The following is a 15,323-nucleotide window of genomic DNA, read 5'->3' as shown; positions in this document are numbered from 1 at the left end:
TATTCTATTATATCACTTACAGAACGAGCAATTTCACTTGCTAAAAGCGAGTATTTTTTGGTATAAAACACAATTAATTTGTGTATACGATCGATGAGAACAATCTTAAAATAAAGAAGTAAACTACATTTAGCTTTAAAAGCTAGCCGGCGCTTTAAGATTGCTATCTATTACATCCAGATGGTTACTATTGGGAGGTTCTTATTATGTTATTAAAAACAAAACGTACATTTACGATTTTATTAGCAACAGTATTAGCTGTAACCGTTGTCGGTTGTTCGAGTACTAACAATGCAAATAATGATTCTGCAGGTACAAATGCGAAGGATCCAGCATGGGTAGAAGCAAAAACGACCCCTTTTGGCGCATTTCCTGAAACCGTTAACTATACAGTAGGACAGACGGCGACTAACTTTACACTACTTGATGGATCACCATATGAAGGTGACAATGCTACAAACAATGTATGGACAAGATATTTCAAGGACAAGCTAAACATCCAAAATTCACCAAAATTCGAAGCGAATGATGGAACAGACTATAGCCAAAAGGTTTCTATGGCCATCGTAAGTGGCGAAATTCCGGATCTTATGGTTGTTCCTGATTATGCGACATTACAACAGCTTTATGAAAACGATCTCATTGCCGATCTTACGGATGCCTATAAGAATACAGCCAGTGATAGAATCAAGGAAATTTATGATTCTTACGGTGGGCGTGTTTTAGAAAATGCAACATTTGACGGCAAGTTAATGGCGATTCCTACGACTGAAATCTCTCGTGGTCCTGGTATCCTGTGGTTGCGTAAAGACTGGATGGACAAATTAGGACTTGAAGATCCTAAATCTATGCAGGATATCGAACATATCCTTACGCAGTTCGTAGAAAAAGACCCAGGTGGAAACGGAGCTGGAAAAACGGTTGGTCTTGTTGTTGATAATGAGAACGTTGCCGGAGTATCTGGAGGTCAATATTCATTGAATAACATCTTCTCGTTGTATGGCGCGTACCCGAAACAATGGATTGATAACGGAAGCGGACAAGCCGTATACGGATCGGTTCAACCGGAAATGAAACCTGCGCTTAGAAAGATTGCTGATATGTATAAGAAAGGTTTGATCGATCGTCAGTTAGCTGTACGTACAGGTGATGATCGCAAAGCACTACTTACTAGTGGGAAAAGTGGAGCGTTCCTAGATAACTGGTGGGGAAGTTGGACTGTAGCGGACTCTCTTAAACTAAATCCGGATGCGAAGTGGGTTCCTTATGTAGCACCACAATCGGAGGATGGATCGGTTACGATGTTCACAGGCAATCCTTCAAGCAGTTATCTTGTTGTTCGTAAAGGCTTCGAACATCCTGAACTAGCAACCAAAATGATTAGTCTTCAATTTGACTATCAGAGATATCAAGAAAAAGATGAAAAAGCATTAAAACAATTTGCAGACTATAGTTCACTTACCGTTGGAGGATATCCAATCACAATTAACGTTGATTATTATGATGCCTTTTACCGTAATGTCGACATTATGAAAGAAGCATTAGCAACTGGAGATCCAAGTAAATTAGTGAGCAATAATGATATTAGCGCTTATAACTCATACAAGAAATTCCTTGATGATGAGAAAAGTGGAGCAAAACCGGATTCAAACGCATGGGCAGGTTATGAGTCCAGTATTACGACGGCTAATATGGTTAAAGAATCAAACATCAAGGAAGTAAGTCCGGTATTCTTCGGAAGTACGCGTTCCATGCCATTGAAATGGCCAACATTATCAAAAATGGAGCTTGAAATGTATTTGAAGATCATTACTGGAGATCAGACTCCTGACGCATTCGATCAATTTGTGGTTAGCTGGAACAAAACGGGCGGAGAAGTCATCACGAAGGAAGTCAATGAAGCAATTACATCCAAATGACGTTGAAAGAGTTGATCCTAAATGAAAAATAAAAAAGATCAGACAGCGTTCCACCTCATGTTAGCACCAGGAATGATATTCCTAATTATTTTCTCATTTATACCGATGTTTGGTATTGTGATGGCATTTCAAAACTATATTCCCGCTAAAGGAATCAGTGGTTCGTCATGGGTGGGGCTTGATAATTTTAAGTTTATGCTTCAAATTCCAGACAGTAAACAAATTTTTTCTAATACAATCGTCATCGCTGTATGGAAAATAATTGTAGGCACAATTGTATCCATTTCTTTCGCTTTACTATTAAATGAGATTCGTGTTCGTTCCGCTAAGAAATTCATGCAGACGGTTGTTTATCTGCCGAATTTCTTGTCATGGGCTATATTGGCTACCGTCGTGATGAATATATTCTCATACGAAGGTCCGGTAAATGCAGTATTAGGATGGTTTGGTATCGATCCGGTCTTATTTATGGCTAGCAATGACTGGTTTAGATCTATGCTAGTATTTACGGATGTATGGAAGGGCTTCGGATATGGTTCAATCATATATCTGGCGTCTCTAACATCTATCGACCCAGGGCAATACGAGGCGGCTTCCATTGATGGAGCTAATCGATTTAAACAGCTGTGGTATATCACGCTACCCGGTTTAATGCCTACGATTTTACTAGTTACGACTTTAAACTTACCTAACGTATTGAATGCCGGCTTTGACCAAATTTTCAATCTGTATAATCCGCTTGTGTACGAAACAGCCGATATCATTGACACCTATGTTTATCGGGTGGGACTCGTGGAGAGACAATATAGCTTGGGTACGGCAGTCGGTCTACTACGTTCGATAGTCGGTATTATATTAATTCTTTCCGCCAACAAATTGGCTAAAAAACTTACAGATTATCGTATTTTCTGAAAAAGGAGGAGGCTCTCATTACTGCTGAAAAAGTTAAGAGTCGCATTGCCGATTGTATAATTTGGACATTGCTGCTCGCCTTTACCTTGTCCTGTCTTATTCCTTTAGTCAACCTAGTAGCTATATCCTTCAGTGACAACGCGGCGGCTTCCGCAAACATTGTAAGTATTTTTCCAGTCAATCCGACATTCAGCTCGTATGAAAAACTGTTGTCGGATACCCAGTTTTGGCGTTCTTTTATGATTTCGGTAGAACGGGTTTTCTTTGGTCTGATTGTCAATATGGGACTAATGATTCTTACCGCATATCCGTTATCTAAAAGTTCAAGACAATTTCGTGGACAGAAAGTTTACATGAATCTCGTTATTTTCGCCATGTTATTCTCGGGTGGTCTGATCCCAACCTTTATGGTAGTCAAAGAGCTTCATCTTTTGGACTCCATTTGGGCGTTGATCTTACCTGGGGCAGTACCTATTGGTAATGTAATTTTGCTTATGAATGCATTCCGTGCCGTGCCGAAGTCATTGGAAGAAGCTGCAACAATAGATGGAGCTACGCAGTGGAGAATCTTAGTGCGTATTTATCTTCCAGTGGTAATGCCTACGCTGGCCACGGTTATGTTGTTTACTATCGTTGCTCATTGGAATGATTATTTTGGTGCTTTAGTGTATATTAATAAAGCTTCGAATTATCCTTTGCAAACTTATATCCAGCAACTTAGCGTGGAAGTTCAGAACATAACGGATCCGCAAAAACTGATGGAATTAGCAAAAGTTTCTGATAAGACTTTGAACGCAGCCAAAATTGTGGTTTCTACATTGCCGCTACTTATTATTTATCCTTTTATGCAGAAGTATTTCGTATCAGGGATCGTAGTTGGATCTGTTAAGGAATAGGCTAGTATCTAATAAATATAAGATGTTTATATGCGGCCGCTATGAAAGTTCATAGCGGCTTAGTATTTAAAATGAATCATTAATGAACATAAAAGTTAAGCAGATATAATCGCAGATGAGAAAGGTTTGAGAGAGAGACAATGAAAAAGACATGGTGGAAAGAAGCAATAGGTTATCAAGTGTATCCTAGAAGCTTTATGGATTCGAATGGAGATGGAATCGGCGATATTCAAGGGATGATATCCAAGCTAGATTATATTAAGGATCTTGGAATTGACGTCATTTGGATCTGTCCGATGTATAAATCCCCCAATGATGATAATGGATATGATATTAGTGATTATCAAGACATCATGGATGAGTTCGGTACGATGAAAGATTTCGATCTCTTGTTGGAGGAAGTCCATAAGAGAGACATGAAGTTAATTATTGACCTCGTTATCAATCATACGAGCGATGAGCATCCATGGTTTGTTGAATCACGATCTTCGAAGGGAAATCCGAAGCGGGATTGGTATATTTGGAGAGATGGAAAAAAAGGTGAGGAACCGAACAATTGGGAAAGTATTTTCAGCGGTTCTGCTTGGAAACATGATGATGTGACAGATCAATATTATCTTCATATTTTTTCTGAGAAACAGCCTGATCTGAACTGGACTAATCAAGAGGTTCGTCAATCGATTTACCAAATGATTAATTGGTGGCTAGATAAGGGGATTGATGGCTTCCGTGTGGATGCCATCAGCCACATTCATAAAGAAGAGGGTTTGCTGGATATTAATAATCCAGAAGGTCTGGAATATGTAGCCTCCTATGAGAAACATATGAACGTGAAGGGGATACAACGATATTTACAAGAATTAAAAGAAGAAACATTTTCTAAATACGATGTTATGACGGTTGGGGAAGCCAATGGCGTGAGTACGGATGATCCCGAAGACTTGATCGATTGGATCTGTGAGGATAAAGGCAAGTTCAATATGGTATTCCAATTCGAGCACATGGGGTTATGGAACCATACAAGTGAAGGCAGAAACCTAGATGTTGTAGGTTTGAAAAGAACATTAACGAAGTGGCAGAAATCGCTTGAAGGCATCGGTTGGAATGCTTTGTTTATTGAGAATCATGACCAAGCCAGAAGAGTCTCCGTATGGGGTAATGACGATGAGTATTGGTATGAAAGTGCGACGGCTCTCGCAACCATGTATTTCTTTATGCAAGGCACTCCTTTTATTTATCAAGGACAGGAACTTGGGATGACGAACGTTCAATTCCAAACGATTGAAGCATACGATGATGTAGCTGATCGGAATATGTATCGGTTGAAGAGAGAAGAAGGTATTCCTCATGAAGAAATTATGAAGATCATTTGGGCCTCAAGCCGAGATAATTCAAGAACGCCTATGCAGTGGTCTTCGGAAGAAAACGCAGGTTTTACGACAGGTAAACCTTGGATTGGTGTAAATGAAAACTATAAACATATTAATGTTCGCGATCAGCTTCAAGACGAAGGTTCCGTTCTTAATTTCTATAAGAAGATGATCAAGATGAAAAAAGAGAATGATATTCTCACATATGGTATCTATGATCTTCTGTTACCGGATCATCCAACAGTATATGCCTATACGCGTACATTAAACGATGAACAGGTGCTGATCATCACGAACTTATCTGACAATGTAGTGGAACTCAATGAGAATGATTGTAATCTATCCGCTGTTACGTTATGTCTTGCTAACTATGCGGATTGTGAGAATAGATTGTCCCTGCGTCCTTATGAAGCAAGAGTATATCAAATAGAAGCATAGCATTTTAACTAGGAGGTTAATACGAATGAATAATCAACCAAATACATCTATATTGAATGAAATGAAAATATTCGTACCCATCGAAGCTAATCGCGCAGTCTCTTTCACGAATAAGGAGGCAGCCTATTACTTTACGCAATCTCATGAGACCAATCATGTGGAACATGCTTTCTTTGAGGGAATGAATATTGCTAAGAATAGAATTTTTGGTGGGTACACGCTATTTACAGGCGATACTATGCTGGATAATCGAAATTCTGAAGTCTGGGTATACCCTTATAAGATGATTCGTACGCATAAAGGTCTAACGGAAGAGCTTTGGATGTTTGATTATAAGAATATAATAGAAATTAATCTTGCCGGTGCAGAACAAGCCATCGGAATTTCCTTAAAGGGAGAAAATGTTGAATATTTGAACCAACAAGATGATATCGCCTTCTTTCGCTCCATGGGGGGAGATTGGATCATTGCTGTAAGTTCAAAAAACAGCCAGCCATTGCAGCTTGAACATCAAATCCTGTATACCGATTCTGCTGCTGGTGGATTTTATATTGCTGTGGGCAAGACGACAGATGAAGCAGTAGCCTTGATTCATGATACGAGACACAATAGTATGAGTCTGAAAAATGAACGGTTTAAGCGTATGGAAGATTTCTTGCACCAAAATGCATATATAACAAGTGATAATGACACGCTTACCTTGGCATTGAATTGGATGAGTATCACCATGGACCAATTGGTGACTCGACAACAGGGTGATGGTATTTATGCTGGGTTACCTTGGTTTAATGAATACTGGGGACGGGACCAATTCATTTCACTTCCAGGAGCAACGTTAGTTACGGGACAATTCGAGACCGCCAGAAATATCTTGCTGTCATTTGCAGAATTTCAGAACACGGACGAAGATTCTAAATATTTCGGCAGAGTGCCCAATATTCTTGCTCCTGAGAATATTGACTACCACACAACCGACGGTACACCACGCTTAATTATCCAATTGCAGGATTATGTTAAATATTCAGGAGACACTGCAATCATAGGAGAGCTTTACTCTACTGTACAAAACAGTATAGAGGGCTCCATTAAGTACTGGGTTGATGATAAGGGATACCTTATGCACGCAGATAATGAAACATGGATGGATGCCCGGGATGCCAATCTGGAATCTTACTCTCCAAGAGATACCCGTGCCAATGACATTCAAGCACTTTGGTATAATCAGCTACGGGCGGGTGTATACTTTGCTGAATATATGAATGATGCGGTAAATGTTGCTAAATGGAACGGCATTGCCGAAAGATTGAAAAGTAATTTTGAGATCGATTTCCGGGATCAAAGTCATCCATATTTGGCAGATCGATTGAATGCAGAAGACCAACCGGAATTCTCTCTGCGACCGAATCAATTATTTGCTTTTGAAATGTTTGAAGACCCTGACTTTAAATGTAAAGCGACTCGTACGGCATGGGAAGAACTAGTATATCCATGGGGTGTAGCTTCTCTGGACAGAAATCATCCTTTTTTCCATCCGTTTCATTTAACACATCATTACCCGAAAGACGAAGCTTATCATAATGGTACGGTTTGGACCTGGCTGAATGGTATTGCCATGCAGCGTATGATTGAAGTTGGGCAAATCGATACCGCCTATAAGCTTTTCAAGAACATGAACTGGCAAGCCTTGACTCTAGGTGTCGTTGGTGGACTGTGCGAGAATATGGACGCATATCCTCAAGAAGGTCAGGACTGGGCAAAACTTACTGGAGCGTATTTACAAGCTTGGTCCAATGCCGAGCAGTTACGTGTGTGGTACCAGTACTTTTTAGGCATCCGGCCAGATTTGATCAATCATACACTCACGATAGCTCCTAGAATTCCTGAAGAGTTAAAAGTGTTGGATTATCATGTGAAGGTTGGAAAGGGACAGATTGAAGCAAGCTACGCAAGCGAACCCGAAAGAACTTACCGTTATACCTTTAATGACATTGCCATCCAAGCTGTGATTGACATATCACCGTTCGAGATTGTACAGATTGATGTTGAATCTGATTCAGAATTAATCGTATGCCAGACAGAAGATAGCTTAACGCTTACGCTACGGGATGCAAATCGTAATGTTGTTAAGGAGATTCATGTATCCAAATCTACATCACGTGCCCAGCAAGATGAGCGCAATAATCAATGGCTAGCAGATGTCGATTTCGCGACGCCAATGGGTTTAGAGAATCATCCGGTTATTAAGCTGTAAACAAGAAGAAACGGCTACATGCCCCTTAAGATACGGGTATCCGTCTCTTTGGAAATATAAGAAATAAAGGCGACCTTTCATTCAGAATTGAATGGGAAATCGCCTTTTTTCTTTTTTAGTTACTTTTACTTTTGGTAATGGCGAACAGGATACCTTTCCTCCCTGAGGTCGTTATTTAGAGGTATAAGAGGAATTTATATAATGTTTACATATTTTTCTTGACGCTTACAACCATTTAGTGCTAATTTATATAATAATTCATATCGGCATAGTTGTAATTAGAAAGGGGAGATGACCTTGTCACACACGGGAACTTCCATGTTAGAAATTAACCATATCCATGTATCTTATGAGGACAATAAAAGCATCATTAGCGATGTACATCTAACGGTTAATCAAGGTGAATTTATCAGTATTATCGGTAAAAGTGGTTGCGGCAAAAGCTCTCTGCTCAACGTGATTGCCGGGTACATACAACCGAAGCAAGGAAACATTGTTATTAATGGCCGGCAGGTGAGCAAGCCAGGACCAGATCGGGGATTTGTATTTCAGGATTTAGCTTTATTCCCTTGGCTCAGCGTACTGGACAATGTTGCTTTTGGATTACGAATGGCTGGAATTAGTAAAAAGGAAAGAGTGGAGCGTAGCAAGGAAGCCATTCAGATGGTTGGACTTACTGGGTTTGAGCATAAAAGCATTGCAGACCTGTCTGGCGGGATGAAGCAGCGAGTAGCGATAGCTCGAACATTGGTAACTAAACCAAGTATTCTTCTGATGGATGAGCCGTTCAGTGCTTTGGACGAACAGACGAGGGAATCCCTTCAAGAGGAATTGCTCCGTATCCAGAAGGAGACGGGAATGACCGTTATTTTGGTTACCCACAGCATTGATGAGGCGATATATTTATCGGATCGAGTTGTGGTGTTTGATGATCACGGGCAAGTTCATAACATTGTGAATATTGGTTTGGGAAGACCAAGAATCCCGGAAATTAGGGTGTCATCGTATTTTAATGAATATAAGAAGCAGTTAATGAAGGATTTAAGATATGATTTTCAAATCTACTACGAGTCAGAAGGCTCTGGGATATAAAGAAGGGGATTGTAACCATGAAAAAGAGATCAGGATACGCCAAATTGCTCAGTATGGTAGGAAGTCTTGTGCTGGTAGCGGCACTTACCGCTGGATGCGGAAGCTCAAGCAGTAACAATCAGTCCGAAGCATCAGCAGATCAAGGTAAGGATGGAGCGCAAACGGGGCAAGTACAGGAGATCAAGGTCGGATATGTGAATCTGATCGCGGCTGCACCAGCTATTGTTGCCAAAGAGAAGAAGTTGCTCGATAAACAGGGATTAAAGGCGGAGTTCTTTTCCTTTAAGAATGGCCCGGATTTGTACAAGGCGCTATCCTCAGGGAAGTTGGACATAGCATATGCGGGCATGCCGGCAGCCGTCAACTGGGGCTCACGTGGAGCAGAGTTCACAATCATTGCTAAAGTGGATCAAGGGAAAAATGGACTGTTCACGAAAGAAACATCTGGTATAACACAAGTGGCTGACCTTAAGGGAAAAAAGCTTGGCAACCTTGTTAAAGGTAGCGGCGTAGATTATCTAATCCGTGCTGTATTACTTCCAGAAGGACAGCTGAACGATCAATCCGTCACATTAGTACAAATGGAGACGCCTAACATGGAGACTGCGATTACAAACGGAACAATTGATGCGGCAGTGGCCGGTGAGCCGTTCCTGACCTTTGCAGAGCTACGGGGACTCAAGGTCGTGCAGGAGCTTCCAGACCCGGCGTTTGTCGTGCTTGGTTCGAATGCGTTCCTAAAGGAACAACCCGAGGCTGTGAAGAAATTCATTCAAGGTCATATTGCTTCGATCGATGATTTGAATCACAACGTGAACGAAAATGCCGAGGCGTTGGCCAAAGCATTTAACGTGCCGGAAATTAAAGGAACGGATAAAACGTACACTCCGACTGAGGTAATCACGCAAGCTTTGAAACGGAACAAGTTCGAATATAAATTTAGCGATGAGGACCTGAAATATTACCAAGAGGTGGCAGATAATAGCTTAACCATTAAATCCATCGAAAAACAGCTCGATGTATCTACGATCATCGATACAACTTGGGTTAAATAACCGGGCCTACGAAGGCAGGGGGAAAATCATGAAAAAATTTCATTTCGGCATACTTGCCATCCCTTTTATCATCATTGTATGGATGTTGGTTGCAAGGAATTATCCTCCAATAATATTTCCGGGGCCTTGGAGTACCTGGCTTGAGCTTAAGAAACAGCTCATTTCCCCAGATTATTACCACCACATCGGGCTCAGTCTTTACCGATTATTCTCCGGGTTTGCAATTGCGGCCGTTTCTGCATTCGTGTTAGGACTGCTAGCGGGTATAAGCAAAGCATTTCGGCAATTTTTATCTCCGATGACCATGCTGTTTCAGGCAACGCCGCCAATGGCATGGGCTCCATTGCTTATTTTGATGCTGGATTTGGGGAATGCACCGATGATAGCTGTCATTGTGATAGCTGCATTTTTTCCAATACTCGTCAATGTAACCCAAGGAATGGAACGAATCAAAATAACGCACATTCGAGCTGCTCAGACGCTTGGTGCTAATCGCCTTCAGTTGGCATGGCATGTGTATCTACCTGAGGTCATGCCGGCAGCGTTCACTGGTATAGTAGTAGGATTCGGAATCGCGTGGCGTTCACTTGTTGCAGCAGAGATGATCGGTGGAAGTGCAGGTATCGGATGGCTTATCTCTTCAAGCGGACAAATCGGCAATTCCCCGTTAGTCATGGTGGGGATCATCACAATTGGTATATTGGCCATGGTGTTTGAATTTGCTTTGTTGTATCCGTTGAAGAAACGGTTTGCATCATGGGCGCTTAAGGGATAATACAACCCATAAGGAGGGTACCTTTATGAAAATTTATTTGGAGCGCGTGAAACGGTTTTTACATGTGGCACATGCGCAGAATCGCACGGTAACCGTCGATCAAAGCGTGGAGCGCGGAGGCGAGGATTTAGGATTCCGTCCGACCGAGTTATGGCTCATAGGATTGTCGTCGTGCTCGGTAATGACATTACTTCGCTATGCGGAGCAGCATGCTTTACCGCTCACTGATGTATCCGTTACTGCGGAAGATACGGTAGATCAGAATGGGGATATTTCTGCGATAGACTTTAGAGTCACTTTCACAGGAGAACTAACGACTAAACAGAAAGTAACCCTTTTGCAGCATGTGAAGAACAATTGCAAGGTTCTGCGTACGGTAGGTCCTCATATCACGATCAGCTATAACGAGTCTGACCCAACGGATGCGCCTATGGCCGTTAGCAGTTGTACACTAGAAGGCGGTAATTGCTGTACATAATGAAATATATCCACGAAGCGGGTCCTATATGGGACCCGTTTTTGTTTGTAGCAACTTGTGGATATGATGTGGTAGCACCGATTAATCTGGTAATTGAATAAATGTCTTGAAATTGATAATCATTATCAATTATAATCATTACTGTACAAATCAATTATAGATATTCTTTTTTCGTATGTTGCGAAATCCCTAGGATTGAGTACAGGGGGAGATCGATACCTACTTATTTTTTATTTTCAGAGAAAGGTGAATTACTATGACTGTTAACTCATTAATAGAAGGGACTATATCGGAGATTTGCTGTAATGAGCGGAACATTACGATATATTTACCCAAGGAATACGATCTTCTGCCACATCATGACTTTCCGATCATATTGTTGCAGGACGGAGATTTTCTATTTAAGGATAGTCTAATATTCATTGAAGAGAATGTTCGAAAGGGAATTGCAGCTCCTATTATCCTTGCAGGTATCTACTCCGAGCGACGAAACGATGAATATACACCATGGCCTCAACCAGCTTTAGCAGACAAATATCCCCCCTTCGCTGGAGAAGGTGACGCTTACTTACATACAATAGAACATGAAATCCTCCCATGGATTAGGACACATTATCGAATATCGACGGATCCTAATGATCGAGCGATAGGTGGTGCTTCCTTAGGAGGGCTAATCTCGATCTACGCGATGTATAAAAAGAATACGCTGTTTAAAAAGTTCATGCTTCTATCGAGCTCACTTTGGTATGAGGGATTTATTGAATTCATGCGTTCAGATCAACTAGATCCTACCTTGCAAGCGTATATGTATATTGGTGATATGGAAGGTATAACTAAGACTAATATTCAAAGACATATGATCACAAGTAATAACATTGGCTATGATATCTTGTATGAAAAACTAGAGTCACCATCTAAGCAAATTCGCTTCGAGAGTGATCCTGAGGGGACACATGAGGATTCTTATTTCATTTTGTATTGTATTCGGGGATTGTCCTTTTTATTTCCGGGATAAAAACAGTGACACAGTTTGTTCACATTATTTGGTTGATAATGATAATCAATATCGTTAGAATTACAATATCAACTATTAAGGGGAGAGAATTAAAGTGAAAAAATTATTCGTTTTATCTACGACCGTACTACTAGCTATGAGTCTAGCTGCATGTAGTGATTCTAGTAAGGAAACTGTAGTTGCACCATTGGATTCATCGACAACAGCAAAAGAAGATAAGGTTGAACCGGCAGCAGAAGTTACGGCTACAGAACAAACAATTACATATATTGGAAAAGAATATACTTTACCAGCGCAAGTGAACAATATTGTGGCGGCAAGTCTGGAGTCCATGGAAGATGCAGCAATCCTTGGGATCAAACCAACCGGTGTACTGTCAATTGGTGATGCTATTCCTAAATATCTTGAGAATGAGCTAGCTGGAGCTGCACTTGTTGGTGACAAACGTACACCTAACAATGAGGCAATTTTAGCTTTGAATCCGGACGTGATACTGGGTACATCTAAATTTGGTGACGAAGTTGCTGAGGCATTGAATAAAATTCAAACGATGATTCCTTATTCTCATATTTCAACGAATTGGAAAGAAAACCTTACGCTTCTTGGTCAGTTAACAGGGAAAGAGTCTGAAGCTTCCAAGATTATTACCGATTATGATGCCAAGGCTGCTGAGGCAAAACTTAAAATCAGCGAATCTATAAAGGATAAAACAATACTTGTGCTTCGTATCCGTGCAGGTTCTATCAATGCCTACCCTGCAACAGTATATTTGAACCCTGTTATTTATGAAGATCTGGGTGTGACCGCACCTGCTATTCTCACAGGAACAGATGCACAAGCCGAGCTTTCAATAGAAGCACTGGCTGAGGTAAACCCAGACTATATCTTCCTACAGTATGAAACATCTGAAAATACAGATGCCCCTGCTGCTCTGGATGAACTGTTGAATAATCCAATCTTCAAAAGCATTGAAGCGGCTAAGAATAACCATGTGTTCGTAAATGTGGTTGATCCACTAGCGCAAGGCGGAACAGCTTGGTCAAAGGTGAAGTTTTTGGAAGCAGCGATTGAAAATCTATTGAAATAAGGTGCGTACGATGGAGGCGAAGAAAACAAACAAGATACCGACACTAATCATGGTTACTTCTCCTTTCTTCATTCTCCTCGCCATCGTAATATCAATCCTTTACGGTACAAAGGACATTTCAGCACTTACTGCTTGGCAAGCGATAACGCAGTTCGATGAAGGTAATGTGGATCATAACATTATTGTATCTTCACGAATTCCGCGTGTCGTTGCCGCCTTGCTAGTGGGTGCTTTTTTAGCGGTGGCAGGAGCGGTTATGCAAGGAGTAACTAGAAATTATTTAGCTTCACCTTCTATTATGGGGGTTAATGATGGCTCAGCATTTATCGTTACACTAGCTATCGTCTTTTTTCCTGGTATATCTAATTACCAGATGATCCTACTATCCATGTTAGGCTCAGCACTTGGAGCTGGCTTAGTATTTGGTCTTGGCTCGCTTGTTAGAAATGGTTTGTCTCCCGTTAGACTAGCTATTATCGGTACTGTCATTGGTACTTTCTTAAGTAGTATAGCTTCTGCTATTGCTATGTATTTCCAAGTTTCGCAAACAATCAGTATTTGGTACAATTCCAAAATTCATGCTGTACAGCCAGATATGTTACGGCTTGCGATTCCGTTTGGTATTGTAGGATTATTATTGGCATTACTCTCTTCCAAGTCGATTACGGTAGCTTCTCTAGGGGAGGATATTGCCGTTGGATTAGGACAACGAACGAAATGGGTGAAAGCCTTAAGTATACTATCAGTCGTATTTCTAACAGGTACATCGGTGGCCCTCGTAGGGAAAATCGCATTTGTCGGACTTGTTATCCCTCATATTACTAGATTTATTGTTGGAGTTGACTATCGATATATCATTCCTTGCGCAGCGATGATTGGTGCCGTCTTTCTTGCCTTCTGTGACATCGTTAGCCGATTTATCAATTTCCCGTTTGAAACACCAATCGGAGTTGTCACTGCAATCATCGGTGTGCCCTTCTTTCTCTATCTAATTCGTAAGAAAGGAGGGAGACAGAGTGCGTAGATTTCTACTAACTTTAGCTACGATCCTTCTGCTAACGTGTGTGGCATTTTATTTCCATATAACGAATGGATCCTTCGATATGAGTGTATGGGAAGTACTTCAAACCTTACTTCGGATCGAACCCAATCCAAAGTATGACCTCGTTATTTTTCAATTCCGTCTTCCTCGTATCGTTATTGCGATGCTTGTTGGAATTGGGCTTGGTATTGCAGGAACGGTTTTGCAAGGGGTAACGAGAAATGGTCTTGCTGATCCAGGGATTCTAGGTATTAATGCCGGAGCTGGGGCTTCGATTGTTCTATTTATGTTTTTCTTTCAAATGACAGCAAAGCATGCGACAGGTGGTAGTTGGTCATCCATTATGATGATGCCTCTCTTCGGCTTTGTTGGTGGTGCGCTTGCAGCAGTACTCATTCTTATTTTTTCTAGAAAAAATGGTCGGACGGATATGCAACGATTGATCTTAACTGGGATTGCGATTAATAGTGGATTTGGTGCGTTATCTATGTATCTTTCATTAAAGATGAATCCACAAGATTTCGAGATGGCCTCAGTATGGATGGCAGGTAGTATATATAACGCCAACTGGACGTTCGTCTTATCGATGCTACCTTGGATCGTTCTATTAAGCATAGTTATTTATCATAAGGCACACTTACTGGATTATTTACAGCTTGAAGAGAGTAGTGTTAAAAGCCTTGGAATCGCAATTGAAAAGGAAAAAATCATTTTACTATTAGCTAGTGTAGGATTGGTTAGTGCTTGTGTATCGGTATCTGGGAGCATAGGTTTTGTCGGACTAATGGCACCACATATCGCTAGAAGTCTTGTTGGTCTTCGCCACCGATTCATCATGCCTACAAGTGCTGCAGTTGGTATGTTGCTATTAGTATTCTCAGACTATATTAGCAAAACAGTGTTCGAACCATCAGAATTACCAGTCGGAATTGTCGTATCGATTATTGGTATACCTTACTTTTTATACTTGCTAATCAAATCAAAGGCTTAAGG

At 40.9% G+C, this 15,323-nt stretch carries 13 protein-coding genes; all 13 read left to right on the top strand.

What is annotated here, in order from left to right:
- Nucleotides 1-206: 206 nt before the first annotated feature.
- The 13 genes from PGLA_RS26080 to PGLA_RS26020 all read left to right on the top strand — a co-directional run bounded on the left by PGLA_RS26080 (nucleotide 207) and on the right by PGLA_RS26020 (nucleotide 15,321).
- Entirely contained in the window at nucleotides 207-1,919 is a 1,713-nt protein-coding gene (locus PGLA_RS26080) for a type 2 periplasmic-binding domain-containing protein (protein ID WP_068538117.1), read from the top strand.
- 21 nt (nucleotides 1,920-1,940) lie between these two features.
- Nucleotides 1,941-2,831: an ABC transporter permease gene (locus PGLA_RS26075; RefSeq protein WP_068538116.1), complete on the top strand. Its 891-nt coding sequence runs from the start codon at nucleotides 1,941-1,943 to the stop codon at nucleotides 2,829-2,831.
- Nucleotides 2,832-3,121: 290 nt separating this feature from the next.
- Nucleotides 3,122-3,727: a carbohydrate ABC transporter permease gene (locus PGLA_RS26070; RefSeq protein ID WP_342671712.1), complete on the top strand. Its 606-nt coding sequence runs from the start codon at nucleotides 3,122-3,124 to the stop codon at nucleotides 3,725-3,727.
- A 140-nt stretch (nucleotides 3,728-3,867) separates the two neighbouring features.
- Nucleotides 3,868-5,535, top strand: coding sequence for a glycoside hydrolase family 13 protein (locus PGLA_RS26065; RefSeq protein ID WP_068538114.1), 1,668 nt, complete (start codon nucleotides 3,868-3,870; stop codon nucleotides 5,533-5,535).
- 25 nt (nucleotides 5,536-5,560) lie between these two features.
- On the top strand, nucleotides 5,561-7,786 hold the full coding sequence (locus PGLA_RS26060; protein WP_068538113.1) for an amylo-alpha-1,6-glucosidase: 2,226 nt from the start codon (nucleotides 5,561-5,563) through the stop codon (nucleotides 7,784-7,786).
- A 297-nt stretch (nucleotides 7,787-8,083) separates the two neighbouring features.
- Nucleotides 8,084-8,878: an ABC transporter ATP-binding protein gene (locus PGLA_RS26055; RefSeq protein ID WP_245700370.1), complete on the top strand. Its 795-nt coding sequence runs from the start codon at nucleotides 8,084-8,086 to the stop codon at nucleotides 8,876-8,878.
- A 17-nt stretch (nucleotides 8,879-8,895) separates the two neighbouring features.
- Nucleotides 8,896-9,933 (top strand): ABC transporter substrate-binding protein, encoded by a 1,038-nt coding sequence (locus PGLA_RS26050; protein ID WP_068538112.1) that lies wholly within the window; start codon nucleotides 8,896-8,898, stop codon nucleotides 9,931-9,933.
- Nucleotides 9,934-9,961: 28 nt separating this feature from the next.
- Nucleotides 9,962-10,708, top strand: a complete 747-nt coding sequence (locus PGLA_RS26045) for an ABC transporter permease (protein ID WP_068538111.1) — start codon at nucleotides 9,962-9,964, stop codon at nucleotides 10,706-10,708.
- Nucleotides 10,709-10,733: 25 nt separating this feature from the next.
- Complete coding sequence (locus PGLA_RS26040) at nucleotides 10,734-11,186, top strand: OsmC family protein (protein WP_068538110.1); 453 nt, start codon at nucleotides 10,734-10,736, stop codon at nucleotides 11,184-11,186.
- Between the two features lie 256 nt (nucleotides 11,187-11,442).
- Nucleotides 11,443-12,201, top strand: coding sequence for an alpha/beta hydrolase (locus PGLA_RS26035; protein ID WP_068538109.1), 759 nt, complete (start codon nucleotides 11,443-11,445; stop codon nucleotides 12,199-12,201).
- A gap of 136 nt (nucleotides 12,202-12,337) precedes the next feature.
- Entirely contained in the window at nucleotides 12,338-13,288 is a 951-nt protein-coding gene (locus PGLA_RS26030) for an ABC transporter substrate-binding protein (protein WP_068538196.1), read from the top strand.
- Nucleotides 13,289-13,298: 10 nt separating this feature from the next.
- On the top strand, nucleotides 13,299-14,312 hold the full coding sequence (locus tag PGLA_RS26025; protein ID WP_068538108.1) for a FecCD family ABC transporter permease: 1,014 nt from the start codon (nucleotides 13,299-13,301) through the stop codon (nucleotides 14,310-14,312).
- Nucleotides 14,305-15,321, top strand: a complete 1,017-nt coding sequence (locus PGLA_RS26020) for a FecCD family ABC transporter permease (protein ID WP_068538107.1) — start codon at nucleotides 14,305-14,307, stop codon at nucleotides 15,319-15,321. Before PGLA_RS26025 ends, PGLA_RS26020 begins: the two co-directional genes overlap by 8 nt.
- The last annotated feature ends 2 nt before the right edge of the window (nucleotides 15,322-15,323 follow it).

This window comes from Paenibacillus glacialis, from assembly GCF_001637205.1.
GTDB classification, from domain to species: Bacteria; Bacillota; Bacilli; order Paenibacillales; family Paenibacillaceae; genus Paenibacillus_AQ; species Paenibacillus_AQ glacialis.
This window is presented reverse-complemented; position numbering and strand designations above follow the sequence as displayed.

Excerpts from the sequence above, each read along its gene's own strand:
- PGLA_RS26040 (WP_068538110.1), top strand. The coding sequence starts at position 10,734 with ATGAAAATTTATTTGGAGCGCGTGAAACGGTTTTTACATGTGGCACAT.
- PGLA_RS26065 (WP_068538114.1), top strand. The coding sequence starts at position 3,868 with ATGAAAAAGACATGGTGGAAAGAAGCAATAGGTTATCAAGTGTATCCT.
- PGLA_RS26045 (WP_068538111.1), top strand. The coding sequence starts at position 9,962 with ATGAAAAAATTTCATTTCGGCATACTTGCCATCCCTTTTATCATCATT.
- PGLA_RS26025 (WP_068538108.1), top strand. The coding sequence starts at position 13,299 with ATGGAGGCGAAGAAAACAAACAAGATACCGACACTAATCATGGTTACT.
- PGLA_RS26060 (WP_068538113.1), top strand. The coding sequence starts at position 5,561 with ATGAATAATCAACCAAATACATCTATATTGAATGAAATGAAAATATTC.
- PGLA_RS26075 (WP_068538116.1), top strand. The coding sequence starts at position 1,941 with ATGAAAAATAAAAAAGATCAGACAGCGTTCCACCTCATGTTAGCACCA.
- PGLA_RS26080 (WP_068538117.1), top strand. The coding sequence starts at position 207 with ATGTTATTAAAAACAAAACGTACATTTACGATTTTATTAGCAACAGTA.
- PGLA_RS26050 (WP_068538112.1), top strand. The coding sequence starts at position 8,896 with ATGAAAAAGAGATCAGGATACGCCAAATTGCTCAGTATGGTAGGAAGT.
- PGLA_RS26070 (WP_342671712.1), top strand. The coding sequence starts at position 3,122 with ATGATTCTTACCGCATATCCGTTATCTAAAAGTTCAAGACAATTTCGT.
- PGLA_RS26035 (WP_068538109.1), top strand. The coding sequence starts at position 11,443 with ATGACTGTTAACTCATTAATAGAAGGGACTATATCGGAGATTTGCTGT.
- PGLA_RS26030 (WP_068538196.1), top strand. The coding sequence starts at position 12,338 with ATGAGTCTAGCTGCATGTAGTGATTCTAGTAAGGAAACTGTAGTTGCA.